This window comes from Streptomyces sp. TAA486, assembly GCF_000426165.1.
In genome coordinates this window covers 1-25,310 of record NZ_AUEV01000024.1, presented here as the reverse complement: position 1 = coordinate 25,310, position 25,310 = coordinate 1, and the positions used below count along the sequence as shown (strand labels likewise).

Here is a 25,310-nt window from a genome sequence, read left to right as displayed (position 1 = left end):
CAACGGCCTGTTCGTGTTCGTGTTGGCGTTCATCGGCGCAGCAGCCCCCGGTTGAGGCCGTCGGCGATGAGGTTGAAGCCCAACACCAGTGCGGTGACCACGATGATGGGGCCCAGCGCGTACCACTGGTTCTGGTTGAGGAAGTTGGCGCTGGTCCGCAGCAGCGCACCCAGTGAGGGCTCTGGTGGGCGCACGCCGATGCCGACGAAGCTCATCGCGCCCTCTATGAAGACCGCCATGGACAGACTGAGCGCCGCCTGCACGATCAGTGCATCGAGCGCGTTGGGAAGGATGTGCCGCAGCAGCACGCGCGCCCGTCCCGCGCCGACGACCTCGGCGGCCACCACGTAGTCGCGGCCGCGCTGGGCCTGCACCGCGGACCGGGTCAGCCGTCCGAACATCGGGACGTTGACGAGGACCACGGTGACGACGATCGCCGTCATGCCAGGGCCGACGGCGGTCGCGGAGACGGCGACGCCCAGGACGAGGGCGGTGAAGGCAAGCATGACGTCGAAGATCCGCTGGACGATGGAGTCCACGACGCGGTGGAGCCCGCACAGGAGGCCGAGGACGGTGCCGAGTATGGCGCCGAGGGGCACGGCCGCACCGGCGACGATGACGTCCTGCCGGATGCCGAACAGGACCCGGCTGAAGACGTCCCGTCCGAACTCGTCGGTGCCGAGCAGGTGCGCCTGGCTGATCCCGGCGAAGTTGCTGCCGCCCTGGGCGTCGACGCCGTACGGCGCTATCCATGGCGCGAGGATGCCGAGAGCGAAGAGCACCGCGACGATGGTGATTCCGGCGATCGTCTCGGAATAGCGCAGCGCCCTGCTCCAGCGGGAGCGTTCGGCACCAACCGGGACAGCGGCGGCCGGAGTTGTGGTTACAGCGGTAGCGGTCATCACGCCTCCAGCCGGACGCGCGGATCTACACCGGCATGGGCAAGGTCGGTCAGGGTCTGTACGACGACGAACACCGCGACGGTGAAGAGCAGCAGGTCCTGAACGAGGACGTAGTCGCGGTTGAGTACCGAGTTCACAAGCAGGTCCCCGATTCCGTGCCAGCCGAAGATCGCCTCGACCACGATGGCGCCGCCGAGGAGCTGGCCGATCTGGATGCCGAGCACAGTCAAGACCGGGGGAAGTGCGTTGGGAATCATGTGTGCCCAGACCAGGCGGCGGGTCCGCAGACCCTTCGCCAGGCCGGTCCGGATGAACTCCTCGTCCTGAACCTGCCGGATCGAAGCGGCGAGGAAACGCGCGAGGACCGCGGTGGCGGTCAAGCCGAGGCACACCGCTGGCATCAGCAGGTACTGGACGGCGATCTCGGGATCCTGGGCGAGGGGCATGTAGCCGCCCGGGGGCAGCACTCTGACCGTCACGGCGACGAGCAGGACGAGGAGCACGCCGCTGACGTACGGCGGAAGCGCGAAAGCCAGCGAGACGAGCGCACCGACCACCTTGGTCAGCACCCGGTTGCGGCTGACGCCGAGGAGGATCCCGGCGATGCCACCGAGGATAATCGCCACGGTGAGTGCGCCGAGTGTCAGCGTGACTGTCTGCCCAAGTGCGGCACCCACGGCCTCGGCCGCCGGTTGACGGCGGACGTACGAGGTTCCCAGATCGCCGCTGAGCAGCCCGCGAATCCAGTCCACGTACTGGATGACGACGGACTGATCCAGGCCGAGGTCGTGGCGTACCGCGGCGACCGTGGCCGGGTTGGCGTCGGGTCCGGCCAGCACGATCGCCGCGTCGCCCTTCGCGAGGCGGGGGACCGCGAAGACCAGCATCGACGCCACCGCCAGCACGAGGACCGCGGAGGGTAGTCGCCTCAGGGCGTATCTCAGCATCGCGGGGTACTCACTTCGTCAGGTACGCATTGTCGAGGTCGATGTAGTCGTACTTGTTGTACTTCAGGTTCTTGAGTTTGGTGGAGATCGCGAACGTGTGTGAGCTGACCACCAGGTCGTTGACGAACTGCTGGTCCAGCAGGAAGTCGTTCATCTCGTCGTAGGCCGCGTCGGCCTTGGGTCCGTCGGGCGTCGTCCACAGTTTCTCGGCGAGATCGCGGTACTTGTCCGAGTCGAAGTTGGAGGCGTTCTTGTCGGCGTTGAACGGGAACGCACCCTTGACCAGCGTCGCCGGGTCCAGCTGGCCGAAACCGTGGACGTTGACGAATAGGCCGGGCAGGCCGCCACCGGAGAGCTTTCCGTAGAAGTCGGCTGCCTGCAGCGGTACGAGCTTCGCCTTCAGGCCGACCTTCTTGAGGTCGAACTGCACGATCTCGGCGATGGACTGGTTCGTCGGCAGTCCGGAGTTGAAGACGATGTTCACCGACTCGCCCTTGGCGCCTGCCTTGGCGATGAGTTTCTCGGCTTTGCTGGTGTCGCGCTTGTAGGTGCCGGCCTTCTCCTTGTCGAACGCCGGCGAGGAGGGCGACCAGGGCAGCGAGCTGGTCTGCCCGATGCCGGAGAGCACCTGCTTGCGGATGCGTTCGCGATCGACGGCCCAGGCGACGGCCCGGCGGAACTCCGGCTTGTTCAGCGGCGGGATCTTGACGTTGGAGCCGACGTAGTACGCGGCGTCAGCGGCATCGGAGGCGATGACTTTGAAGTTGGGGTCGCCCTTGAGAGAGGCCGTGTCGAGCGGCGCGAGGTCCAGGGCGAGTTGGCTCTGGCCGGAGGTGAGGGAGGACTTCATCGAGGACGACTGGCTCTGGACGTTGATCTTGACCCCGTCCAGGAACGGTCGTCCGCTCTTCCAGTAGCGGTCGTACTTCTTCAGCTCCAGCCCGGAGCCCGGGTTGTACTCGGCCACCTTGAAGGGGCCCGTCCCGACGAACTTCTTCCCGGCCAGGAGGTCGTCGAAGGTGACCTTGTCCACGATCGGCATGACCTCGAACAGGTCGAAGAGGTTCGAGACGGGTTTGTCCATGCGAAGGGTGACCTTCTGATCACCATCGGTCTCCACCTTGGTTATCGCCTGAGCTACATGCTTGAACTGCGACGGAACATCGTCCCGCTTGATCGCCTTGATGGTGAAGACGACGTCATCGGCGGTGAAGGCGCGCCCCGAGTGGAAGGTCACCCCTTTGCGCAGGTGCACCGTGACGGACTTGTTGTCGGCGGACGTCTGCCAACTGGTCGCCAGCTGCGGCTTGGGCTTGAGGGTGTCGCGGTCGTACTCGGTCAGGGTGTTGAACACGGTCCTGATGACCGTGAAGTTCGGGTTGTTCTGCGACAGGAAGGTGTTCGGGGCGATGTCGGCACTTTGAGCGATCGTCAAAGTGCCTCCCTTCTTGCGCCCCGATCCCTCTTGGTCGACGGCCGACTGACAGCCGGAAGAGGCGATCGCGGTGCAGGTCAGCAGGGCCGTTGCGGTGAGCGCGCCGCGCCGGGGGAGTGCGCGCTGGAACAATTGCTGGGACTTGAACATGTCGCTACCTCTGGAGAGTTGTGGACCACAGGACTCGGATACTGGGATGCCTCGAGTTGAGGGCCAGGCCGAGGCCCGGACGGTCATCGAGGTGCAGCCGGCCGTCGGCGATGCGTTCGCGGCCCCCGACGAGTTCGGAACGCCAAGACGCTTCGCCGAACTGGTTCTCCAGCACGGTGGCGTTGGGGCAGACCGCGAAGAGCTGGGCACTTGCTGCCGTTGCGACGGGACCTGAGGGGTTGTGCGGCGAGATGGCGAGCTCCGGGGCGCTCCGTGCCATGGACAGCACCCGCTTGATGCCGCCCGCGTGTTTCACGTCGGGCATCAGCACGTCGACCAGGCCCTCGGCCACCGCGATGCGGGCCTCCGCAGGATCGAAGACGAACTCGCCGCCCGCCAGCGGGATCGTCGTGGCAGCCCTCAACGCCCGGAGGTCATCGGTCTGTTCGATGGCGACCGCGTCCTCGAGCCATCCGATGCCGAGGTCTTCGAGCGCAGGCAGAAGCTCGTGGATCTCGTCAACGGAGAGCCGCTCGTGGCAGTCCACCTTCAGTTCGACGTCGTCGCCGACCGCGTCGCGGACCGCCCGGAGCCGGCTCAACCCGGCGGCGGGCAGCGGCTGATCTTCGAGTGCGACGTCGAACGGTGCGCACTTCACCGCCGAGAAGCCGGCAGTCACCGCTCGCGTCGCCGCTGCCGCCACGTCGGCCGGTTCGCGCCCGCCCGGCACCCGGTTGATGTTCGCGTAGAGGCGCACCGGGTCGGGGGCCGAACCACCGAGCCACTTCCAGACGGGCACGCCCGCCGCCTGCGCCGCGTGGTCGGTCAGCAACTGCTCCAGACCGCCCATGAGCGTCGCCGTGACGAATGCCTCCGGACGCTCCTGCTCGCCGACCCGCCGCGCGAGCGCATCGAGGACGCTCGCGTGCTCGGTCAACAGGCCCTGCTCGCGCCAGTCTTGAGAGAGCAGGGCCAGCTCGGCCACCAGCTTCGCGGGCTGTCCGGAGTCTGAGCACTCGCCCACGGCGATGTGATCAGCGTCCCTGAGAACCAGGAAATGCCAATGAGTCCGCTCGCTGACGCGGGACTCCAGCAACTCCAACGTGCGGCTCATCAGCGCCTCCGGAAGATTGCTAAACAGTAGAAATTAAGTCAGCCCACGTGTCAACGGTTGTGCGCCGAGCTTGCCGATCCCGGGGATTCCTGTGCCGGCAGCAGGGGCCGGCAGCAGGTGTCCTCGTTACGGGCCGGTGGTGCCAGGCCTTTCGCGCCCGCCCTGGGGCACGTCATCCGCCCACGGCTCCTCGGTCTCCCAGCGCAGCAGGTCGCCCGGCTGGCACTTGAGCACGTCGCAGAGCGCGGCGAGCGTTGCGAAGCGCACCGCCTTGGCGCGGCCGTTCTTGAGTACCGCCAGGTTGGCGGGGGTGATCCCGACGCGGTCCGCGAGTTCGCCCACGGACATCTTCCGCTTGGCCATCATCACGTCGATGTCGACGGTGATCGGCATCAGATCACCTCGTCCAACTCGGCCTGCATCTGCGACGCTTCGACGTCGCGTGCGACGGCCTGGGCGGGCAGCGTCCGCAGCACGAGCACGATGAGCGCGACCCCCAGGATGGCCACGCCGATCCCGGCCACGATGACGGTGACGCCCGGGTCGGCCCGCTGGCCCGGCGCGTTGATGGCCGTGACGCGAACCACACAAAGGGCAGCCGCCACGATCGCGCCGATCACGACGTGCACGTACCGGAAGGCGGCGTGGGAGAACACGGTTCCGCGTCGCACCATCGTCACCAGCCGCCATACGCGGACCAGCACGACCTGGACCGCGACCAGGCCCAGGATCGTGAAAGGTTAGGCAAGGGCTGGGACGGACGAGGTGCGGACGGAATCAGGAGTAATTCGCCACCTCGCGGATTAATGGACGTTGCCGCGGACTTACGGCTTCTCCGGCGAACTCCGCACATAGGGTCGGGCGTTGAAGCCGACGCGAGCAGGCCGGTGACCGGAGGACGAGGAAGGCGTGACTGTGCGAACCCTCACGAAGAACTTGACCTTCGTCGTCGGCACCGGCCGCAGCGGCTCCACGGCGCTGTCCCGGATCCTGCGGATGCACCCGGACGTGCTGAGCCTGAACGAGCTGTGCGCCAGCTTGCGGAACGGCTCCGCCTTCGGTGAATATCCGCTCTCCGGGCCGGAGTTCTGGGACGAGCTGACCGAGCCCACGCGCGTGTACAACGCCATGATCCGCAGCGGCCTGCCCCTGGGCGAATTCCTCTACAACCGTGATCCGGGACGGCGTTACTCGGCGGAGACGACCGGCATTCCCGCGATCAGTCTGATGACATTGCCGCATCTCAGCGACGATCCGGACGCACTGCTCGACTCGCTGGAGCCGGAGGTACGGGCGTGGCCGCGGCGGCCTGCACCGGACCAGTGGCGCGCACTGTTCGAGCTGCTACTGCGCGCCCAGATCTTCATAGGGCTCCCAGCGCTCCGCCGGCACCTCGGCGGTGGTGTTGCGGCCGCTCTGGAGCAGCTCCCAGAAGGTGTCCGGGGTGTCGGCGTCGCCGGGGAACCGGCACCCGATACCGACCACCGCGATCGGCTCGGCGCCGCCCTGGTCCGTACCCCGCCCATCGACTGTCACGTGTGGTTCCCTTCGAGATCCCAAGGTGTCCTCGTTCCGCCGGGCCCAGAACGTGCGCGCGCGGCCATCGGTCAGGTGGCCCAGGACGACGAGAGGATGCGCTCCGCACTCCCGGCGGGCTGATGACCGAAACGGCAGCGGTTTCGTGAGGAGCCACGGCTCCGGGCGGCTGAAAGTGTCATTCAGCACGAGGCGTGTTCGCTGCGTCAAACATCCAGAAAAGGACGTGGAATTACAAGAGGAGCGGTCCGGAGTAATTCCGCTCGGCATGGAATTAAGGGTCCTGTGAGTAAGCGTGCGTGGGGCGTCCTGGTCGCTTCGATTCCCTCAGGCATCGGTCATCGCGAAACCATCGGAAATTATGGCGATGCGCGAGGAATAAATACCTGTCCGGCCGGACTGCATGTAACGCCATCGACTGTCGCGACTTCCCGCTGTCAGTCGAACGTGGGCGTCTGCTCGCCGAGCATGCAGCTGAGGAGGCAGCGGGCGGAAATGTTCACGTGATTGCTGAAGCGGACGAACCGGGTGAGTTGTTCCGGGGTCGTCCAGCAGTATTCGGGAGGCACGTCCAGTCCGAAATCCTCGCCGACGTCGATGACGAGATAGCGGCTCTCCGCGTGGTAGAAGCGCCCGCCTTCCTCGGAGTGCAGGGCGTCGACGAGCACCCGGTGCCCGGGCGCCTCCCGCACCACGTCGAGGTAGCGGGGCCGGCGCGTGGCCGGCTCGTCGTCGTAGGTTTCCGGGATGCAGCACACCGTTGGCGCCATCTCGGTCAGGTCGTAGGTCCCGGCCTCGGTGCGGGCGTGGACGAGCACGTGGAAACTGCCGCCGATGCGCCGGCCGAGGAAGGCGATCAGCCCGCGTCCGGCCGGCGCCAGCATCGGCTGCCACCATTCGCCGACCTCGCGGCTGCTCGCGCGGACATGCATCCCCATGACGGAGAAGTGCCGGCCGTCCTCGCGCGCGATGACGCCGTTCTCGTGCCGCCAGTCCGGCACCTGTCCGAGCGGCACCAGTGCGCGGTCCAGACGGGTGCGGGTCTTCATCTCGGTGAACCAGCTGAGGACTTCACCGTCGGCATGCAGGGGGGTGCCGCTGCTGTACCGGCGGCGAACCCCGAGGTGCGGCGCGGCTCCGTCCGCATCGAGGAACGGCATGCCGGACAGGACGGTCCGCGAGTCCATGTTGATCAGATGCGGTTCGGTGAGTAGTTCCGCGATCTGGCTGAGGCTGAGCCAGCAGAAGTCCTCCGCCGCCGGGATCGGCTCGTCCGTCTGCACGATGACGTTGCGGTTGCGCTTGCCCAGGAACCACGAGCCCTGCTCCGACTGCAGGGCGTCGAAGACCGTCCGCCCCGGGCGCGGGTAGGAGAGGTGCTCGACGTACGGGACGTGGCTGCCGCCGTGTACCCGGGTGTAGTTGCTCCGGGTCGCCTGCACGGTGGGCGAGAGCTGTAGCAGGTTGATGTTGCCCGGCTCCATCTTGGCCTGCATCAAGCAGTGGACCTCGCCGTCCACGACGGAGACGACGATGCCGAGCATCCCGATCTCGGGCTGCACGATGATCGGTTGGGACCAGGAGCCGGTCGCCCGGCGGTTGGTGTCCACCCGGACTCCGCGGAATGCGAAGAACTTGCCGCTGCGGTGGACGATGTCTCCGGTCTGCTCGTCAGTCCGCCAGCCGTCCAGCTCTTCGAGCGCCGTGCGGGTCACCTCGTATGTGTGGGCCCGCCGGCGTTCGGCCAGCCACTGATGGAACTCCGCCAAGTCAGCAAACATCCTGTATTCCGCTCTCTCGCTGAGTTGGCATCGGACTTCCGGTGAACGCAGCGGCCCCCACGTCGGCTGTCCTGGCTCCGCTCAGGCCAACGCACCGGCCTGGCCCTGAACAGCACGCACCGCGACCGCCGTTCGGGCCGGACGACCGGCGCTCACAGTTCACGGCCCGGGCGGGCGGTCAGTCCTCGGCACTGATGTCCAGGATGTCGACGACGCACAGCACCGTCGACTTGGGCGGGATGCTGCCCACCGCCTGGGCCTTGTTGGTGGCCCGGTCGGGCGGGAGCGAGATCTCCAAGCGGCTTCCCTCCCGCCTGCCGACGAGGAGGCGGTCCCAGTCCCTGATCGACTGGCCGCCGCCGGCCTCGATGAGGACCGGCCCACCACGCCTGAAGGAACTGACCTTCACCAGCGCCGTCTTCCACTCCTGGAGGATGTAGTGGCACTTGACGCGCTGCGACTTGCGGATCTTCGGCCCCTTGCCCGAGATGAGGGTGCGCACGACGAGTTCACCGGGCGGAGTCCCGCGCTGCTTGTCCAGCTTCGGGTTTTCGCCGAGCCCGGTGCCTGCGACCACCTTCGGCAGGGGGCCGCTGCCCTCCGCCGGCTCGCCGGGTGGCACGGTCCCATCATCAGGATCGTCCCCTCCGCGCAGGCCGAGGACGGCTGCCGTCCCGCCCCCGCCGACCGCGACCACGCCGAGTCCGGCAAGGGCCAGCAGGGAACGACGGCTCATGCCCTTGCCCTTGCCCTTGCGTCGCACGGCGCCGACCGGGTCGCTTGGCGGAGGCGCGGAATGGGCGGGCTGGGACTTGAAGGCGGTGGACGGCGCGCCTGAAAGCTGAGTGGGAACGTAGGCGGGGCCGTAGGCATTGGAGGGTGCACCCGGCGCCGCGGGGCCGGGAGGTGGCGGCGGGAACGCGAGTGCCTCCCTGGAGCTCGTGGGGAGGCTTCCGAACGTGCCATCGCCGGGCACGCGCTCCACCTGTTGGGGAACCACCAGCACCGTTGAGATGTCCCGAGGCAGCCAGCGGCTTTCGCCGAACGTGTTCGGAACGGCGAACTCCCCGCGCAGTGCGGCGATCGTGGGACGCTGGGCCGGGTCCTTGGCGAGACACCGCTCGAGCGTGCCGCGCAGCCCCTCCGGTACGCCGTCGAGCTGGGGCTCTTCCTCCAGCGCGCGGTACATCAGGGTGAAGGTGTCGCCTTGTCCGAAGGGCCCTGCGCCGACAGCGGCGAACACGAGGGTCGCGCCCAGCGCGTACACGTCCGTGTGCGGGCCCACCGCGGCGCCGCGGAACTGCTCGGGCGCCGTGAATCCGGGGGTGCCGGTGAACTGCCCCGTCATGGTGATCTGGGAGTGCTCCGCCGAGCGGGATATCCCGAAGTCGATGACGCGGGGACCGTCGTCAGCGAGAAGGACGTTCGCGGGCTTCAGGTCACGGTGGGTGAGCCCGGCACCGTGGATGGCGTCCAGCGCCTCGGCAATCCCGGCCAGCAGGGCCCGAAGAGAACTCTCCGGCAGGACGCCCTCGTTGGAGACGGCGTCGGCAAGCGAGGTCGCGGGTATGTAGGCCGTGGCGAGCCACGGGCGCCGCGCCTCCGGATCGGCGTCGAGTACCGCGGCGGTGAACCGTCCGTCCACTTTCTGCGCGGCCTGCACCTCCCGCGCGAACCGCCTCCGGAACTCCGCGTCGTTCGCGAACTCCCCCCGCGCCACCTTGATCGCGGCCAACTGGCCCTGCGGCGACCTGCCGAGGAACACCTCTCCCATGCCCCCGCTGCCGAGTCTGCCCATCAGCTCGTACTGCCCGAACGTCTGAGGATCGCCGGTCTCCAGCGGTTTCACCCTGTGCCACCTTTCCTGTCACCCCTAGCCCTTTCCCACGTCACTGACCCGTAGCTCCAACTGCAATCCCCAGGCCTTATCGCCGCATCGTGCGAGGTAAAGGCCCGTGGATCGCACCGAGTTCGGTGGAGCGGAGGTTGTGCGTCAAGGAGGGGAAGGGGGCCGCGCTGAACCACGCACGCTGACTTCTGCCTGGCGACCACCTGAAGTCATGCGTGACCTGCCTCTTCACGGGCGCGTACGCAGCGGCTCTCGTCAGGGAGGATCCTGGTCAGAGCCGCTGCCCGTCGGCCCTAGGACTGGGACGGGCCAGGCTTCCAGTCCCGGACTGCCGCCAACCACCGGAATAAGAACGGCAGTTGCTCAGGCACTCTCACCGCGGTCCGGGGACGTTCACCTGGCTTAAGAGACGTTGCGGCCAAGGGTCTCCTCGACTGCGCCCGGCGCCGCCGTTTCACGTCCTCGTGCTGTGTGTCGCTCAACGCCGTTCCTCTCGCGGGTCTTTCCGGGCAGACCGGAGTGGGGCTCGTCCCACGGAAGCCCTGCCGGGTCGCCCGAGGGATTCGTTCGCTGCCCAAGAATCGGATTCCATACGTTGTCGCCGTAGCGCGCGGAGGAGACATCACGGGTTCGGGTCGCACGCGACTGAGGCGTGCTACCGGCTCGTAGTCAACCAGGGTCCTCCGCTGCTTCGGAAGGGAGCCCGGATTTAATCCGGTGCGGATGTCGACGTAGAACGAAAAGGATTCGGATACTTTTCGTGCAGAAACCATGGACGGTCGAATCTCCGCGGTGATCAACGGCCGTAGTGATGTACGCCTCCAGACCCGTGGATCCACCAGGGCGTAGGCGTTGTGATCGAAACATCGTGGCCGGCGACGAGCCGGTGGTCATCCGGGCCCGTTCACCAGCGGAGCATCTCCGGATCCTGCCTGCGGCGGGGTCTCTGCTCGACCGGGGTGCAGGCGCGCTGTTTCTTCTGCCGCGAACGTGGTTGTCCGCGGGCGGTGTTCGTGGAGCAGGCCGATGGTCTGGCCTGTTGGCGCGGTCGTTGAAGCCCCAGTCGAGCATCTTGGTCGCGTCGGAGTAGCGCTTGTCGCTGTTGAGGATGGTGCCCACGAGGGTGTGGCTGTCCCGGCGGGCGGCGAAGATCAGGCAGTCTCCGGCCGCGGTGCCCGAGCCGGTCTTGATGCCGATGACGCCCTTGTAGGAACCGAGCAGCTGGTTGGTGTTGTACCAGGTGTAGACCCGGCCGTTCGTCGCCTTCTGCTTGGTGGTCTCGGTCTTCACGACCTTGCTGATGTAGGGCTTGCCCAGCGCGTACTTGGCGAGCCTGGCCATGTCCCGCGGCGTCGAGAAGTTTTGGTTTTGCTTCTCGATGCCGTCGAGGAGTCGTACTGGGTGTGGGTCATGCCGAGCTGCTTGGCCTTGTCGTTCACCATCCCGATGAACGACTTGACCCGCTCGGTCCTCGTGTCGCCCTTCCCGAATGTGTCGGCCAGCGCGTACGCGGCGTCACAACCGGACGGCAGCAGCATCCCGTACAGAAGCTGGCCCACCGTGAGCTTGTCGCCGGTCTTCAGATCGGCCGTACTGGCGCCCCACTTGGTGACGTAGTCGCGGTAGGCGTTCTGGACCGTGACCTCGCGGTCGAGGTCGACGCCGGAGCCGGCGACGACGGACGCCGTCAGCACCCTCGTCGTGCTGGCCATCTCACGCGGGGTGTCGGCTCCCTTGCCGTACATGCCCTTGCCGGCGCCGTCCACCAGAAACGCACTCTTGGCCTTGATGCCGGGAGGGCCGTCGGGATTCTGCTCCTTGATGGTCTGGTCCGCCTGCGCGCTGACCACCATGGGCCCGCCCGCGAGCACGGCACCCGCCACTGCGGCCGTGGCGACGCGTGCCGGTTTGCCTCGGTATGAGTTTCACCCTTGCTCCTGTGCACTGCGGCGGTGGCAGAGCTGACGATCGATGGATCACTGGCAGGGGTCGCTTTCCGCCACTGATGAGGTGGAGGGGAACCGGCGGCGGGCGGGCGACGGGTATGCGACCGAGAACTCGCAGGGCTCTGCGTGCTGTGTTCTTTGCTGTCTTCTTCTTCACTTCTCGTTCTCTGGCGCCCCTTGGGTGCGCGGACCGGGAGTAGCGAACGCCCGTACAGGCCAAGGGCGTTGGCCCTTCATGCTGAGATGCACGGCGGGAGCCGGGACATGTACATGCCCCCGTCGGCAAGCGGCTTGCCGCCCAAGATGCACAACCCTTCTTGCGGCCGCAATCCGGGGGAAGGGATTAAAGGAGGACGCGCCGGAATTTTCTGAAGGCGACTATTGTCAAAGGTCAAAGACGAATAGTCGAGCGTGGATCAATTCTGGGAAAAAGGAAACCGTCCCAAAGGCCGCCATGTTGAATATTCAAACATTGCGGGACTATTTTGACTGTGCTCTACTCCGGCAAAGAGCAGCGAGTCCCGTCTCAATGATCCAAGGCGAGCTGCATCCGCATCCAGCGAAAACAGGATCCTCACGTCGAGTGAGATGCGAACGTGAGTCATGGCAGGAGGAAACATGCGCAAGATCAGCCGCATGAAGGCGGCGGTAATCGCGAGCGCGATTGCCGGTGGCCTGGGCTGTTCCCTATTCGCGGCCGGCCCGGCATCGGCAGATGTGGTTCCGCGCCAAAACTATCCGTCCAACACCCTCGCCAAGTGCCGGGACTACGCCAAGTCTTTTAAGGACAACCCACACGTTCACGATTGGAAGTGCGTCAAGAAGGGCGGCAAGTGGTACTACATCTGGAGGTGACCCGCTGATGACCGCGCATATCTGTTCCCGGAGAGAGACTGGCTCGGGGGAATGAGCAGATAGCAGGCGGGTGCAACGGTTTCGGCCCCGCGTTCCCAGCGGACGCGGGACCTTCCCCAGCGCGAATGATGCCCGCTCCGGGATCCGGAGCGGGCATCATTCGCGCTGGGGAAGCGTCAGATCGGAACGACTTCCAGCACGGAAACCAGTGACGCAGTGGGCATGACCGCACTGAGGGTCAGCCCAGCCCGCTGGAAGAGGATCTGGAATTCGGCGAGGCTGCGTTCCCGGCCGGTCGAGAGCGTCATCATGTTCAGATCCATCAGGGGAGGCAGCCCGGAGGAGCTCGTCTGATCGACGACGACCTCCGAAACGAGCACTCGCCCGCCGGGGTTGAGCGCCTTCCGGCAGTTGCTCAGAATCCGCACCCCGGCTTCGTCATCCCAGTCATGAAGGATGAACTTCAGCAGGTGTACATCCGCGGGCGGCACCGCGTCGAAGAAGTCGCCGCCGACGAAAGTGAACCGGTCGGCGACGCCCAGCCGCGCGGCGGAGGCCTCGGCTTCGGCCGCGGTGTGCGGCAGGTCGAGCACCATTCCGGTGAGCTCCGGATGACGCAGCATGAGGGTGTGGATGAAGTTCCCCCCGGCGCCGCCGACGTCCACGGCCGTCGCGGCGTCCTTGAGCTTGATCACGTCGGCCAGTTGCCGAGCCATGTCGTGGGTTATCGAGACCATCGCGTTGGTGAAGATGTCGGCCTCGTCCTGCCGGGTGGCGAGCCAGTCGAATATCGGCGCACCGAGGGTGGCTTCGGCCTGGGGCGTGCCGGTGCGTACCGCATCGGACAACCGCCCCCACGGCGCCCAGTGGGACGCCGACCCGCCCCAAAGGGCCAGGTGGTGCAGCGAGTCGGGGCGGTCGGTACGGAGGGTGTCGAGTAGCGGTGTCCCGGTGAACCGTTCTCCGTCCACGGCCTCGGCCAGGCCGAGGGAGGCGCAGGCCCGGAGGAAACGGAAGGTCGCCCCAGGCTCCAGCGACTCTGCCTCGGCGACCTCCGCGGCGGTGGCCCCGTCGGCGTGCAGATGATCCACGATGTGCAACTCGGCTGCGGTGTGCACCACTTGAGTGACCCAGTAGCCGGTGATCATTTGCAGCATCCGGCCTGTCTCCCCGTGCGCCGGTTCCGCCGAGCCTGCGGCGACGAGGGGCTGTTCGAACAGTGTCATGTCATTCCTCGCTTGGTTGTGATTCCGGGTGCGCCGGTCTCCGCGCTCGGACGGAGGCGGTGCAGGGCGGCGTGTGCTCGGCTCCCAGTCCGCCGCGTTCCTGCGCGGAAGCGGTTCACTGCGCGGCCGTGACCAGGGCGCCGAAGCTGGAGAGGGGCATGGGGTCGAGCCCGTCGGCGGTGTGAACCCTGAGGCGCTGTTCCGCGGTGAACACGGCTTCCTCAGTCACCGGCGCGGACGGGGGCATGGAAGGCTCTTCTCCTTCTGTGTATTCGTGGTACTCGTTGCCTTGGGACCGTTCCCTCTGGGCCGTCCTGCGCCCAACGCGCCTCCGCAAGCGCCGTGCTGAACCCGTCCGCCCTCCGGAATGCCGAGAGGCCATGCCATCGCAATTCACTCTCGGCACCGGGATTTCCGGGCAAGAGGATTACGGGGCGGGCGACGCGCCATGTGGTCGAACTCCCTCACTGAACAGAGAGGCCACCGCCCCATTCCCCTTAATCGTGGCCCAGTTCCGAGCAGTTCCGAGCAGTATGGCCCCTTGACTTTCCATCAGCATCGCCCTTCTGGGCCGGGTCTCGGAGGGGCGAGGCTGAACAGGCGCACTCGCGGCGCTGAGGTATCAGCAGCCCGCCCATGAGGTCTTGGTGACCCGCGACTCAGCCGCCCGGCGGCGAAACCACCGGAATAAATCCGGTGGCAAACTGCCGCCATGAGTAGTGAGTTGGCTGCGGAAATCGCGGGCGGGGTGGACCGGGAGCTGGCGCGGTCGGCGCAGGCAGGGGAGATATCCGCGCTGGAGCAACTGCTCGCTCGCCACCGTCCCGGGATGCTGGGTGTCGCCCTGATCATGCTCAGTGATTCGCCGAGGCCGAGGGCGCCGTGCAGGACGCCATACTCGTGGCGCTGAGCCGCATCGGAGACCTGCGGGACGCCGGCGCGGCCGGACCATGGCTGAAGGCGATCGTCCGCAACTGCTGCCGAATGCGGCTGCGGACGCGTACGCGGAGGCTTGTGCCCGTAGCCGACCTGCCGTCGCCCGCGAGAACGACCTCGACGAAGCGCTCGAGCGGCATGCGGCCCGGGACTGGGCGTGGCAGGCGGTGGAGCGATTGTCCCCGCCGCTGCGGCTGGTGACGATCCTCCGCTACTTCAGCGAAGCGCGTACCTTCGAGGAGATCGCCACGGTCTGCGGTGTGCCGGTGGGCATGGTGCGCAGCCGCCTCAGCACGGCGAGGGCGAAGCTCTGCTGCGAACTGCTCGCGGCCTCATCCGCGCCGCACGACGACGCCGCTGCGCTCACCGAGGCGCGGCGTCAGGAGGCCGCCGACGCGCAATCCGCCGCGGAGCGCGGCCACTTCGGTGACTTCCTGCGCGAGACATGGTCCGCCGACGTCGAGACCGTTTGGACCGATGGCACACGCACGCACGGCCTCGCTCCCGTACGCCAGGCAGTGGACACCTCAATGGAGTTCGGGTCCGGCAGCGGCTCGCCAACCTCGTCGCGAGCCGGGACATCGTGATCTGGGACATCGACGTGCTTAACCCGGAAGTCGAGAAGCACTGCCCCTCGCGACCGTCCTGGCTCATGTTCATCGAGGGCGGACGGGTGCGCCGCTTCCGCCACTTCGTCGGCGGATCGGTCACGGCTGCCTGCCTGCCTGAACTCGCCTAAAAGATCTGCGACGAGAGCGAAATTTCTCCGGTCCCTCTGCATCAAGCCAGCACAACACCCATGTGCTGAGGAGGACTTGAGATGGCCACGGATCGGTTCGCGGGCAAGGTCGTACTGGTCACCGGCGGCGGCTCCGGCATCGGCGCTGCCACCGCACACCGCTTCGGCATCGAGGGCGCGACGGTCGTGCTGATCGGACGGACGAAGGAAGAGCTGGACAAGGTGCTGGCGGAGGCGCCGAGCGGCACCACGCTGCTCGGCCGGGTCGCCGACGTGTCCGACGAGGAGGCGATCACCGGCTGGTCGACGAAGTGGCCAGTGCCCAGGGCCGGTTGGACATCCTCATCAACAACGCCGCCGTCGTTCCCCCGGGAACCGCCGGACAGGTCGGGACCGCGGGCTGGCGGCAGGCCATGTCGGTCAACGTGGACGGCGTCTTTCTTCGCCTCCCGGGCTGCGCTGCCCCACCCTGCGCCGGGCCGGCGGCAGCATCGTCAACGCCGGCTCCGCCTCCGGCCTCGGCGGAGACTGGGGCATCGCCGCCTACCACGCCTCGAAGGCCGCGGTGACCGAGCTGACGAACACGATGGCGCTGGACCACGGCACCCGACGGTCCGGTCCACCTCGCGCCATCGCGTCGTGACCTCCCCGCGTCGGCTGCTCACCATGGTGATCACAGCGGCCGCCCTGGGGTTGCGCGCGGCCCACCTGCCGGCCAAGTGCCCGAGGAGGGCGCGGCACGTGAACGGGGGACAGATCGAGTGACATGCAATGTCCTTATCGGCAGGCTGACTTGAGTCACCTCGCCGCGCACGGTGCGCAGCGTTCCCGAACGGGTGCGCAGTCGCCCGGGAGCCGCCAGAGGCCCCCGGCCTCGGGCGACCCGCTCCGCTCCCGGCGCGGCGAGTCAAGCCAGTCTGCGCCTCCCCGGCGCCGTCACCGTCGCCCTCCGATGCCCAGGATGCGCAGGGCGGAGCTGGCCGCGTCGAGTGGGGAACCGGCCACCGCATTCCTGCGTCAGTCAATGCTCCAGGAACGGGTTGGTGCGGTCAGGCATGTGCAGGACGAGCCGGACCAAGTTGGGGGCATCGCAACCGCACATTGAGTCCGAGCATGTTGCAGATGGTTGCGGATTAAATTAGGCCATGCTTCGCTGAATCGAGTCCGGTGGAAGCATTGACGCCACTACGGCCATGGCCAGTAATGCAGGCTTGGTCTGTTGTCGAGTGCGCACGGGTTGTGCATTGGCTCTGTGGGTCCGCTGGATTCCTGTCCGGAGAAGGGGGACCGGTCATCATGAATGAACCAGCAGCGCCATGTCTTGCCCGTACTCGGCTCGTGGTAGCGCCGATGCACAGCGCTGAAGCACGGATATTGTTACCGAGATATCGAAAATCTCCCCGCCGGGCGATCGGTCAGAGTGCGGGACGGGTCCGGACGGTGCCGGACAGCTCCCTGCCCTGCCAGTGGACGGGTCATCGCCGGGGCCCCAATGAGCACTGAACTCGCCTCCGGAGTTTTTCTCCCGGCGCCGGATCGATTAATCCGAGTCGAGTTCTCTTGCAGTCTCTCCGGATTGTATGCACTCATAAATATTCAACGCAGCGAAGTGGAATCATCCGACGCTTACCCGTCGGCCAAGCGTCATCGGTCCACGGAGGCACCTCGACCCGTTTCGGTAGAAACGTTCAGCGAGACCTCCATCACCCCAGTCGATTCGTTGTCAACCGCGGTTCCTCAAGGTGGAGAACGGCATGCAGCAATTTTCGGTCGTCATCCAGTACCCGCTGGACCTGGTCGGCATCTTCGCCTTCGCGATGTCCGGGGCGCTTCTGGCGGTCCGCAAGGACTTCGACATCTTCGGGACAGTGGTCCTCGCTGAGGTCGTGGGGCTGGGCGGCGGACTCTTCCGCGACATCGTGCTCGGCGTCACTCCCATCGCGTTCACCGACCTCGGCTATTCCCTCGCTCCGCTCGGTGCAGCGGCCATCGTCTTCTGCAGCCTCGCCGCCCAGCGCCACAAGATGGTCTGCGAGACGCTCGACGCCGCCGCCCTGGCTCTTTTCAGCGTCACGGGCACGATGGCCGCGTTGAACCACGGGTTCGGGCCGTTCCCCTCCAGTGCGCTGGGTGTCGCCACCGCCATCGGCGGAGGGACCTTCGCCAGCGTCCTCACTCGTGAGATCCCCCCGTTCCTGCGCTGGGATCAGGACCTGTACGCCCTGCCCGCGGTGGCCGGGGCCGGCGGAGTGGCGATCCTGCACACCCTCGGGAAGCTGACGGTCTCGACTGCCGTATCCGTGGCTACTGCCACGTTCGTCATACGGCTACTCGCGCTTCACTACCACTGGCGGACCCCGCGATCGTTTCTCTGGCGGGGGAAGCGCGCGGTGCGACTCCCGTCGCCCACCGCGCTGTCAGGACTCGACGCGCTGCCGCAGGACCCGAACCCAGAGCACACCCTGCGCCTGCGGCTCCCTGATGCACTGCCCCCTGTGCGACGGCGCCAACATACGCAGCCATTGGAACCTCTCGCCGACGCCACCGTCCAACTACGCCTCCCTGCGGGCGGGAACTTCGTGCCCCGGCCCGCACACGTCGGAGGAGCACATCGCGTCCGCGAGAGATCGTCCGCGCGCAGCAGGCACAACTTTCCCTCGTGACTGCGATGGTCGGCGGGCCCTGCTCACTGGACGTGATAACTCCCGTCGCTGATGCCGGATTTCGCCAGTGGATTCGCCGCCGTGCCCCAGCCGCCCCACGGCAGGTTGCGATACCACTCCTGGCTCCAGCAGACGCCGGCCGGCCGAGACCGCGCCTTGGACCGCGACATGCCGAACTGAACCTGCCGCGCGACGCCTCCGATGACGCAACCGGGGGCCGCGGCATACGCACCACCGACTTCAAGGACCAACCGATGCCCAGTCCCTTCAGCGCTCTCGCTCGACGCCGACCGCAGTACACCGCGGTGACACCAGTACTCGGCGGCCATCCGCCGGACTACGCCCGGCGCCCCCCACAGCCCATGGAACCCGGCGTTGCCTCTGCTGGAACCACATCGCTCAGTTGGACGTGGTACGTCACTGTCTCCGCCGACCGGGAGTACTTCGAAGCCATGAAGGCCGCCAGCGGCGTCCTCGGACAAGACCCTGTCTTCCCGGACTACTGCCCCGAGCGCTACTTCGCGCTGACGAGCCCACGGGTACGTATCGGGCGGTGGCACCGTTTCGACAACACGCCGCCGGAGATCGACCTGTCCGGCCCGCCGAGAGATCCGGGCGTCTCACGCGACCATGCGGCGCTCGTCCTGACAAATGACGATGGCTGGGCCGTCGTGGACCAGGGCTCCTCCAACGGCGTCGCGATCAACGGAGCGGCGTGGCCGATCACCCCCTATGTGCCGGTGCCCCTCGCGGAGGGGACCCGCGTCCACATCGGCGTGTGGACGACCATCATCCTGTGCCGCACCCTCGTCGCCGCAGCGCCCAGCGGGGCCGCGGCGTTCACCTGACAGGACTGTCTCCGCCCGGAGGCCGCGGAGCTTCCGGACGCGCATCGTCCGCTGCCCGCCGCCAGGCCGTCCGGACTCGGACTGTCTCCACGAATCCGCCTTCATCCGGAATGAGCCGTCCGACGTATTCGCAGAGCGCCTCCTCCGGATTAAATCACCGGCCATTACAGAATCTGACGGGAAAGCCCATGCACTCGGGTTGCCAGGTGCGTCGGCAGTGTGGCAGTTTTCACGGAAATCGACCCAGCGGAACCGTGTCCCGGGCTGAGGCGTCACGTACGGACTCCGCGGACATCGAAATCCCGGAGTTTCCCGCACGATCAATTAATCCGAGCAGGGTCAAATTGATCCAGCCCCGCTTCTCTTGCGCTCGGTTTTGATTGTGTGGATGTTTGACCGACGCCCGTATCGATGCTGGTGCGTCTCCGCATGGGACGGCGCCGATCAGTCGGGGCCAGGGAAGCAGCGGCCACGCCGACCACGTTTGACCTCGCCTAGAGGAAGGGAACAGCGCAGGCCAGCGGCCATCGACTGCGTGGCGGGGGAGCGCGGGGAAGGGTCGCCATCCGAGGTACGGACCGATGGCTCAAGAGTTGCCCGCCGTCGATGAGTCGCAAGCTGAGCTCCGACGAAAATGACGATGGGGAGTTCGGAGTCAGGGGCGAGACGAAGTCTCCTGCCGCTCAGCCCGCAGAACTCCTCATGTCCGGGACCAACACCCATCGCGGCGCGCACACTCGCACGGAAATCGAGAAGGAAGATGGCGATCTGAGATTCCTCGCCGCAGGAACACGTGACATGCCACAGGGCTGAATGAATTGTCACGGGTCCGCGATAGAGACGTCGTCGTCTGACGACATCGCTTCACTCCGCACGTCGATGCGTGAAGGATGAAATCGCTTCACGCGTTACCGCAAGCAACTAGCAGTCACCAACGGAGGTCCCAATGTCCACTCACCGCACCCGGAAGACGCTTCTGGCCGGTGTTTCCCTGCTCGCGGCCGGCATGCTGCTCGGGGCCTGCGGCCCCGAGGATATCGACTCGGGCGGCGACAACGGTGGCTCGTCCTCCCCGCGGCCCGAGCCGTCGGAGTCCGGGAGCGCCACCCCAGCCCCTGGCAAGGGCAGCGGCAAGTACATGGGCCAGGTGACGTACATGGCGCCGGGCAAGTTCATGGTCTCCGGTGACAAGGGCAGGCACGCTTTCAACGTTGCCAAGGACACCAAGATCATTGGCTGGGGCACGATCTGCGGGGAGCCGAACCAGCGGACCAAGTGCACCGAGCGCCAGCTGGAGGACTCCACGCAGGAGAAGAAGGTCATGGCGCGTGTTGTGCTGGACGAGCACGGCACGGCCACCGCCGTCACCGAGACCAAGCCCGGTACTGGCCCGGACACCGGCGGAGGCAATGTGAAGGGCAAGTACATGGGTCAGGTGAAGTACATGGCGGCGGGCAAGTACTTCGTGGACAGTAATAATGGCCTGCAGGCCTTCAACGTCGCCGAGAACACCAAGATCATTGGCTGGGGCACGATCTGCGGGGAGCCGAACCAGCGGACCAAGTGCACCGAGGCCCAGTTGGCGGACTCCACGCAGAAGAAGAAGGTCATGGCGCGTGTTGTGCTGGACGAGCACGGCACGGCCACCGCCGTCACCGAGCACAAGCCCGGCACCGCCGGAGACACCGGGGCCTGAGGCCACCGGCCGCGGGCGCACCACGCGGCGTACGACGGGCCCGGCCGCCAAGGACCGGGCCCGTCACGTGTGTTGACGCGGAAGCCCCTCTTCAGCCGCTCGTGCGCGCTACTCCCAAGCTCAGGCTCTCAGCGCCGAGAAAGGTACTCCAGGAAGCGGCAGCCACCAGAGCAGCTGGACATTCGCGCAAACCGGTCGCTGCTGAGGGCGAGTTGCAGTGGCTGAATCGGGCGCGCTCCTCAGGCTCGTACGAGATAGCGGTCGTAGAAGGAGTCGAGGAGACCGGAATCCCTGATCACGTTGTCCACCGGCTCCGTTTGCAGCCCCGGTGGCAGTTGGTCCACGTCGCGGCAGAGATATTTGGCCGCGAGAAGTGTCCCTGCGCGGAAGGCATCGAATCCGCCGTTCGGGATTCCCTCGGTCTCGAACAGGTTGAGTGAGCGGCCGTCGCCCAGCAGCATCACTTTCGCACCCGTCCGGAGTGTGCATCGGGTTCCGAGGCCGCGCACCGCCGAACGGACCGTCGTGTAAAGGTCGTTGGTGAGCACGGCGAAGTCCTTCGTCGCGAAGGCCGCGAGGAAAGCCCCGTCCTGCAGCAGGTCGAGGTCACCCTCGGACAGGGAGGGTTGGCCGGAGCCGCCGACGAGAAGGAAGTAATTGCCCGCGTGCAACGCCTTCTTGACGCTTCGATAGGTGGTGAACCCCTGTTCGGCGGCGCGGATCAGGGCGAGCGTGTCTGTGTCGGTGACGGAGACCCGGCAGCTCAGGCTGCGGAGCCCCTGGGCGATCCGGGCCCCCATGGTGCCGAAGCCGATCACCAGCACATCGCGGCCCAGGAAGGTCTCGCCCGGAAGGATCGTCCGCAGCCGGCGGACACAGGAGTCCGCGATCGCGGGGTAGGCACTGCAAGCTTTCAGGGCGCAACGGGCGACGTTCAGCACCGGGACGGTTACTCCGGCGGCCTGGACGCGGTTGACGCCGCTGACGGTGAGTTCGATTCCGGCATCGATCTGCGCCGGTCCTGCCTGTCCGCCGCCGAACTTCGAGATCACCAGCCCGCCTTCGTCTATGGCGAGGACCTTGCGGCCTTCGGCGTGCTCGGCGCGGATGAAGCCGTCGATGCGGGCCAGCATCTCCTGGGCGCCGGCCCTGGCCCCCGGGCCGAGGTCTCCCTCGTAGGCGGCCTGGTCCAGGACGCCGCTGATGTAGCCCCGGCGGCGGAGATAGGCGTGCATCCGCTGACGGTTCTTGGTCCTGTCGCCTTTTGCCATCGCCAGTACGCGGCTGGGCGGGATGCCGGCCCTTTCCATGGCCTGCAAGAAGCCGACGCCGTTCTCCACGTAGTGATCCCGGAAGATCAGCGACCAGCCTGCCAGTGCCGGCTCCGGCCCTGAGTAGCGCCGAAGCAGCGGCATGGCATCCCTGATGGTGTGCGCCTCGCTGTCGGTGAACGCGTTCACTTCCTCGTCGAGGCGGATGACCAGTTCGTCGAACCACCGCCGGCCCAACTCCGATGTGGCGTCCTCCAACTCCACCATGATCTCTACGGAGACCACGTCTGAGGACGAGGAGGAGGGGGCGTCCAGCGTCGTGGGAGACGAAGTCGGCAGACAGCGCCACCGCACGCGGATGGCGCTTCCGCTGAACCTGACAGTTATCAAGCCGCTCTGCGGGGCGGCGGCGTTCGGCTCGTTGCTTGCGAACTCAGGTGCTTCGACGCCGTATTCCCCGGCTAGTTTGATCATGATGTCCCGTACGTCTCCGGCGGAACTTGCGGCCCGGATGATTGTCCAGCGACCGTGATCCGTTGTCGACGCGGTGTCCCGCGGGAGCGACTCGGTTGTTGTCATGGCGGAGCCTCCTGCACCCCGAGCACGTGGGGTGTCCTCGTTTGTTGTCCCCACCAGGCGGCGGGCGCGCGAGAGTTGCGGGACAGGAGAATCCTGAAGCCGCTTCGGCTCGTGCCGTGCGCGGGGGCCTGTGAGGATTGGTCGATCGCGCTCTGTTCGCTTGCGGCGGAGCTGAAGTTGATCGCTTGTAGGTGTGGTCGGCGTTCTCACCGCACGTGTAAGTACAAGGCACTGGTGGAGAGGGGTTCCACGAGTTTCCTCCGTCCTGAATGGCGAGTGGCTCCCGCACTACGGGGCCACGCGGCGGCAACAGGGCGAATCTGTCCCGAGTGGTTGACGGGGAGCCTCGGTCCTGTCCTGACGCCGCATCGAAGTATTCCGGTCACGAAGTGCGCGTCGAGCATGTACCCGGATCAATCCTGAAGGAAAGCAGGGTGGCCCGGAATAATTCCGGTCAAGGGCCGGAATAAATCCGGCCCTTGACGAGGCTGGTGAGACCGGTTAATCAGTCGGCCCTGTCCATGATGAAGCGCCGGTGCGGTCGTTCAGTGCTTTGGCAGGTGGGCACGTACCTGGGACGGCACGGTCGGCGAAAAGGCACCGTTGCCCAGTTCTACCGTGATGCTCCCTGCCGGTGCCGCGAGTCTGTCGGCGGCTTGCGTCCAGCTCCCGGCATGTGACCTTGATTCGGTCACGGGACGGGTCCTGGATTATAACCGGCGGGCGCTGCTACGCATCTCCTGATGTGCCATTATCGATTACCGGCTACAAGTCTTTCTGTCAAAGGCCAGCGTAGAGGAGCTTGCATGCTGTCACTCGATCTGCATCCCATCTTCCGGAACAACAGAGACATCGACCAGAGCGTCCGCACCTTCATATTCAAGGCATACAGCTCGGGAGAGAAAGTCGTCGAGATAATTCCCGGCAAGGGCAAGGGGCAGCTCAAGAGTCACGTGCTCGCCTACCTCAGGCAGCGTCACATGAAGAGATTTTACAAGCGAGTTGAGGCCGACAGCTCCAACTCGGGACGGATCGTCGTCTATTTCAAGTAAGCTCCGACGGCTCCTGACGCTCTTCCAGCCCGAAGACTTCACACAGCGCTATCGGATGCCTTGGCAGTGGCAGCGGAGATGAGGCGGATGTGACGCGGAGAGCGGCTCTGGGGGCGATGCGTCCTCAGAGCTGTCGGGGCTCATGGTGTGCCTCTCATGAAGGCCGGCCCCGGTGGTGGCCGTTACGGCTAGCTCGATGCCGCGCCGGGCTCGGCACGAGGGTCGCCGTGTTGAGGTTGCTCGATACGGAGCTCGAGGCCCTCAAGCGTCCGGTGACGTAGTCGAATTCAGGCGAGTGGCTCTGATGAGACATGCCGTCGAGTTGTTGGCTGGATGTGTACTGGACATCCAAGAGATACCGTCTCAGCTGGTTCAACTGCCAGGTCAACTGCGGTTCAACTTCAGTGCATGTTGGACGGTCGTCCGGTGGCGTTCCCGTGAAGATGCAACGGGGGTCGCAGAGGCGGCCCCCGTTCAGGGCAATCGGTGTGTCCCTGTGTCGGCAAGGAGCGGATGTGCTGCCGCTGCGCGGGGGAGTGGCGCGCGTCCCGTGTGCGGGTGCGGCGCGTGGTCTTTCGTCACCGGAAGTCTCGGGGGTCGCCCGCAGACCTGACGAGAAGGATCGCGGCACTGCCGGGTCGGTGGCCTCTGGGGCGCCACATGATCTCTCGTGACGCTTCGGGCGCCCCGGCCGGAAGGCGCGTGCAGGGGCTCGTGCCTCTGTGTAAGGGTCAGATGTACATCGGCCGGCGGATCGATCTCCAAGAGTTGCCGTCAGCGTGGGGTTTCACCGCGTCATCGCTTCAGCGCTTCATCCGGCTCGGCGCACCGGAATCTGTGAGAGCGGACGTTCGGCTCGGCGCACCGGAATCTGTGAGAGCGGACGTTGGTCTTGCATGGGCAGGGCGACGGCTCCCAAGGCTGTGCTCATGTCGCCGAGCTTCGCTGCGCGGAGACTGACCTGCGATCGTGGTCCCGTCGTGACATGGCGATTGAGCTCTCGTGTGATCGGATCCATCAAGGCCGTTCCCGCTGCGGCGAGTTCACCGCCGACGACGATCACGTTCAGCCCGACGGCGTTGGCTATCGTGGACAGCACCCTGCCCACACCGGTCCCGGCCCGCGCCATTACGTCTCTGGCCGTCCGGTCGCCCTGCTTCGCCGCGGTGATCAACTGCGGCAGGGTTTCCGCCGCACCGCCCGCCGCACGGTAGGACTGCAGTACGGCTTTGGCAGAGGCCACTGTCTCCAGGCATCCGGTGCCTCCGCACGAGCAGGTAATGCCTTGCGGATCGGCGGCGATGTGGCCGAATTCCCCCGCGAGGCCTGACGCTCCGCGGTGCAGTGCGCCGCCGACCACGAGACCACCGCCCACGGTGCGCGAGAGTTGCAGGTACAGCACATCACTCTCCCCGGCGGCGGCGCCCCACTCCCACTCGGCCAGGGTCGCCAGTCGTGTGCTGCTGTCGAGGAGGACCTTGGCCCCGAACCGTTCTTGCACCAGTGCCGAGATCGCCGCGTGCCCGTCGGTGTCCGGGCCTCCGGAACCGGACGTGACCACTGGCCCCATCATTCCGACTCCGATCCGGCTGAGCGCTCCCGGACCCAGGCTGCGGCCCCTCAGCGACTCCACCAGCCGGTAGGCGATGCCGACACGGTCCCTCCATGACAGGTCCGGCGGGTGCGACTGGCTGGCTGTTCCGATGATCTCGTCGACCAGGCCTACGGCCACCCGCACTGCCTGTTGGGAGAAGTCGATCCCGAGCACCTGACTGGTTTGCGGAT

21 protein-coding genes and 4 pseudogenes are annotated in these 25,310 nt (G+C 66.5%); 11 read left to right on the top strand and 14 right to left on the bottom strand.

The annotated features are described in order from the left end of the window. Positions 1-29 precede the first annotated feature (29 nt). The 10 genes and pseudogenes from I004_RS0127435 to I004_RS36415 all read right to left on the bottom strand — a co-directional run. A complete protein-coding gene (locus tag I004_RS0127435) occupies positions 30-902 on the bottom strand; it encodes an ABC transporter permease (RefSeq protein WP_028438113.1) in 873 nt (290 codons plus the stop codon). Next, positions 902-1,849 carry an ABC transporter permease gene (locus I004_RS0127430; RefSeq protein ID WP_028438112.1) on the bottom strand — a complete coding sequence of 316 codons (948 nt, stop codon included), beginning with the start codon at positions 1,847-1,849 and terminating at the stop codon, positions 902-904. Before I004_RS0127430 ends, I004_RS0127435 begins: the two co-directional genes overlap by 1 nt. A gap of 10 nt (positions 1,850-1,859) precedes the next feature. Beyond that, positions 1,860-3,434 carry an ABC transporter substrate-binding protein gene (locus I004_RS0127425; protein WP_028438111.1) on the bottom strand — a complete coding sequence of 525 codons (1,575 nt, stop codon included), beginning with the start codon at positions 3,432-3,434 and terminating at the stop codon, positions 1,860-1,862. A gap of 4 nt (positions 3,435-3,438) precedes the next feature. Then, positions 3,439-4,548: a mandelate racemase/muconate lactonizing enzyme family protein gene (locus tag I004_RS37765; RefSeq protein ID WP_051345506.1), complete on the bottom strand. Its 1,110-nt coding sequence runs from the start codon at positions 4,546-4,548 to the stop codon at positions 3,439-3,441. A 126-nt stretch (positions 4,549-4,674) separates the two neighbouring features. Then, complete coding sequence (locus tag I004_RS0127415) at positions 4,675-4,941, bottom strand: helix-turn-helix domain-containing protein (RefSeq protein WP_028438110.1); 267 nt, start codon at positions 4,939-4,941, stop codon at positions 4,675-4,677. After that, a pseudogene (locus I004_RS36430) lies at positions 4,941-5,282 on the bottom strand (DUF2975 domain-containing protein); the annotation flags it as partial. The pseudogene I004_RS36430 and the gene I004_RS0127415, both read right to left, overlap by 1 nt. 610 nt (positions 5,283-5,892) lie before the next feature. Further along, positions 5,893-6,354, bottom strand: a complete 462-nt coding sequence (locus I004_RS40555; RefSeq protein ID WP_078511862.1) for a beta-ketoacyl synthase N-terminal-like domain-containing protein — start codon at positions 6,352-6,354, stop codon at positions 5,893-5,895. A 167-nt stretch (positions 6,355-6,521) separates the two neighbouring features. Beyond that, on the bottom strand, positions 6,522-7,853 hold the full coding sequence (locus tag I004_RS0127400; RefSeq protein ID WP_486580466.1) for an NDP-hexose 2,3-dehydratase family protein: 1,332 nt from the start codon (positions 7,851-7,853) through the stop codon (positions 6,522-6,524). Positions 7,854-8,043: 190 nt separating this feature from the next. After that, on the bottom strand, positions 8,044-9,714 hold the full coding sequence (locus tag I004_RS36420) for a protein kinase domain-containing protein (RefSeq protein WP_051345504.1): 1,671 nt from the start codon (positions 9,712-9,714) through the stop codon (positions 8,044-8,046). Positions 9,715-10,755: 1,041 nt separating this feature from the next. Beyond that, positions 10,756-11,567 (bottom strand): annotated as a pseudogene (locus tag I004_RS36415) (D-alanyl-D-alanine carboxypeptidase family protein); the annotation flags it as partial. A gap of 711 nt (positions 11,568-12,278) precedes the next feature. Between I004_RS36415 and I004_RS0127385 the strand changes: the two are divergent. Next, positions 12,279-12,515, top strand: coding sequence for a hypothetical protein (locus I004_RS0127385; RefSeq protein ID WP_028438108.1), 237 nt, complete (start codon positions 12,279-12,281; stop codon positions 12,513-12,515). Between the two features lie 176 nt (positions 12,516-12,691). Here the strand turns inward: I004_RS0127385 and I004_RS0127380 are convergent, their stop codons facing one another. Next, the gene (locus I004_RS0127380) at positions 12,692-13,741 is read right to left on the bottom strand and encodes a methyltransferase (RefSeq protein ID WP_037978077.1); all 1,050 of its coding nucleotides are present in this window, start codon (positions 13,739-13,741) and stop codon (positions 12,692-12,694) included. A gap of 115 nt (positions 13,742-13,856) precedes the next feature. Next, positions 13,857-13,988: a hypothetical protein gene (locus I004_RS40550; protein ID WP_486580463.1), complete on the bottom strand. Its 132-nt coding sequence runs from the start codon at positions 13,986-13,988 to the stop codon at positions 13,857-13,859. 465 nt (positions 13,989-14,453) lie between these two features. On the opposite strand from I004_RS40550, the gene I004_RS39980 reads away from it, so the two are divergent. The 9 genes and pseudogenes from I004_RS39980 (at position 14,454) to I004_RS0127350 (ending at position 20,623) form a co-directional block, all read left to right on the top strand. Continuing rightward, positions 14,454-14,651, top strand: coding sequence for a hypothetical protein (locus I004_RS39980; protein WP_051345503.1), 198 nt, complete (start codon positions 14,454-14,456; stop codon positions 14,649-14,651). Beyond that, positions 14,624-14,692, top strand: a pseudogene (locus I004_RS40545) (hypothetical protein); the annotation flags it as partial. The gene I004_RS39980 and the pseudogene I004_RS40545, both read left to right, overlap by 28 nt. Continuing rightward, a complete protein-coding gene (locus tag I004_RS37750; RefSeq protein WP_051345502.1) occupies positions 14,692-15,264 on the top strand; it encodes a sigma-70 family RNA polymerase sigma factor in 573 nt (190 codons plus the stop codon). The pseudogene I004_RS40545 and the gene I004_RS37750, both read left to right, overlap by 1 nt. A gap of 14 nt (positions 15,265-15,278) precedes the next feature. After that, positions 15,279-15,416, top strand: a complete 138-nt coding sequence (locus tag I004_RS39675; RefSeq protein ID WP_158677118.1) for a hypothetical protein — start codon at positions 15,279-15,281, stop codon at positions 15,414-15,416. A gap of 81 nt (positions 15,417-15,497) precedes the next feature. Continuing rightward, a pseudogene (locus I004_RS40540) lies at positions 15,498-15,799 on the top strand (SDR family NAD(P)-dependent oxidoreductase); the annotation flags it as partial. Positions 15,800-15,816: 17 nt separating this feature from the next. Further along, complete coding sequence (locus tag I004_RS39965; RefSeq protein ID WP_199779474.1) at positions 15,817-16,059, top strand: SDR family NAD(P)-dependent oxidoreductase; 243 nt, start codon at positions 15,817-15,819, stop codon at positions 16,057-16,059. Between the two features lie 1,111 nt (positions 16,060-17,170). Next, positions 17,171-18,079 carry a trimeric intracellular cation channel family protein gene (locus I004_RS36405; RefSeq protein WP_078511860.1) on the top strand — a complete coding sequence of 303 codons (909 nt, stop codon included), beginning with the start codon at positions 17,171-17,173 and terminating at the stop codon, positions 18,077-18,079. 254 nt (positions 18,080-18,333) lie between these two features. Then, complete coding sequence (locus tag I004_RS38585; protein WP_486580460.1) at positions 18,334-18,927, top strand: FHA domain-containing protein; 594 nt, start codon at positions 18,334-18,336, stop codon at positions 18,925-18,927. A 946-nt stretch (positions 18,928-19,873) separates the two neighbouring features. Then, positions 19,874-20,623, top strand: coding sequence for a hypothetical protein (locus I004_RS0127350; protein ID WP_028438106.1), 750 nt, complete (start codon positions 19,874-19,876; stop codon positions 20,621-20,623). A gap of 239 nt (positions 20,624-20,862) precedes the next feature. On the opposite strand, the gene I004_RS36395 is transcribed toward I004_RS0127350, so the two are convergent. After that, complete coding sequence (locus I004_RS36395) at positions 20,863-22,473, bottom strand: hypothetical protein (protein ID WP_051345500.1); 1,611 nt, start codon at positions 22,471-22,473, stop codon at positions 20,863-20,865. An 806-nt stretch (positions 22,474-23,279) separates the two neighbouring features. Here I004_RS36395 and I004_RS0127340 point away from each other — a divergent pair. Continuing rightward, complete coding sequence (locus tag I004_RS0127340; protein WP_028438105.1) at positions 23,280-23,525, top strand: Smr/MutS family protein; 246 nt, start codon at positions 23,280-23,282, stop codon at positions 23,523-23,525. A gap of 811 nt (positions 23,526-24,336) precedes the next feature. Here the strand turns inward: I004_RS0127340 and I004_RS36390 are convergent. Next, the coding region (locus tag I004_RS36390) for an ROK family protein (protein WP_486580457.1) at positions 24,337-25,310 on the bottom strand (974 nt) is incomplete at its 5' end.

Excerpts from the sequence above, each read along its gene's own strand:
- I004_RS0127435 (WP_028438113.1), bottom strand. The coding sequence starts at position 902 with ATGACCGCTACCGCTGTAACCACAACTCCGGCCGCCGCTGTCCCGGTT.
- I004_RS0127430 (WP_028438112.1), bottom strand. The coding sequence starts at position 1,849 with ATGCTGAGATACGCCCTGAGGCGACTACCCTCCGCGGTCCTCGTGCTG.
- I004_RS0127425 (WP_028438111.1), bottom strand. The coding sequence starts at position 3,434 with ATGTTCAAGTCCCAGCAATTGTTCCAGCGCGCACTCCCCCGGCGCGGC.
- I004_RS37765 (WP_051345506.1), bottom strand. The coding sequence starts at position 4,548 with ATGAGCCGCACGTTGGAGTTGCTGGAGTCCCGCGTCAGCGAGCGGACT.
- I004_RS0127415 (WP_028438110.1), bottom strand. The coding sequence starts at position 4,941 with ATGCCGATCACCGTCGACATCGACGTGATGATGGCCAAGCGGAAGATG.
- I004_RS40555 (WP_078511862.1), bottom strand. The coding sequence starts at position 6,354 with ATGCCGAGCGGAATTACTCCGGACCGCTCCTCTTGTAATTCCACGTCC.
- I004_RS0127385 (WP_028438108.1), top strand. The coding sequence starts at position 12,279 with ATGCGCAAGATCAGCCGCATGAAGGCGGCGGTAATCGCGAGCGCGATT.
- I004_RS0127380 (WP_037978077.1), bottom strand. The coding sequence starts at position 13,741 with ATGACACTGTTCGAACAGCCCCTCGTCGCCGCAGGCTCGGCGGAACCG.
- I004_RS40550 (WP_486580463.1), bottom strand. The coding sequence starts at position 13,988 with ATGCCCCCGTCCGCGCCGGTGACTGAGGAAGCCGTGTTCACCGCGGAA.
- I004_RS39980 (WP_051345503.1), top strand. The coding sequence starts at position 14,454 with ATGAGTAGTGAGTTGGCTGCGGAAATCGCGGGCGGGGTGGACCGGGAG.
- I004_RS37750 (WP_051345502.1), top strand. The coding sequence starts at position 14,692 with ATGGCTGAAGGCGATCGTCCGCAACTGCTGCCGAATGCGGCTGCGGAC.
- I004_RS36405 (WP_078511860.1), top strand. The coding sequence starts at position 17,171 with ATGCAGCAATTTTCGGTCGTCATCCAGTACCCGCTGGACCTGGTCGGC.
- I004_RS38585 (WP_486580460.1), top strand. The coding sequence starts at position 18,334 with ATGCCCAGTCCCTTCAGCGCTCTCGCTCGACGCCGACCGCAGTACACC.
- I004_RS0127350 (WP_028438106.1), top strand. The coding sequence starts at position 19,874 with ATGTCCACTCACCGCACCCGGAAGACGCTTCTGGCCGGTGTTTCCCTG.
- I004_RS36395 (WP_051345500.1), bottom strand. The coding sequence starts at position 22,473 with ATGACAACAACCGAGTCGCTCCCGCGGGACACCGCGTCGACAACGGAT.
- I004_RS0127340 (WP_028438105.1), top strand. The coding sequence starts at position 23,280 with ATGCTGTCACTCGATCTGCATCCCATCTTCCGGAACAACAGAGACATC.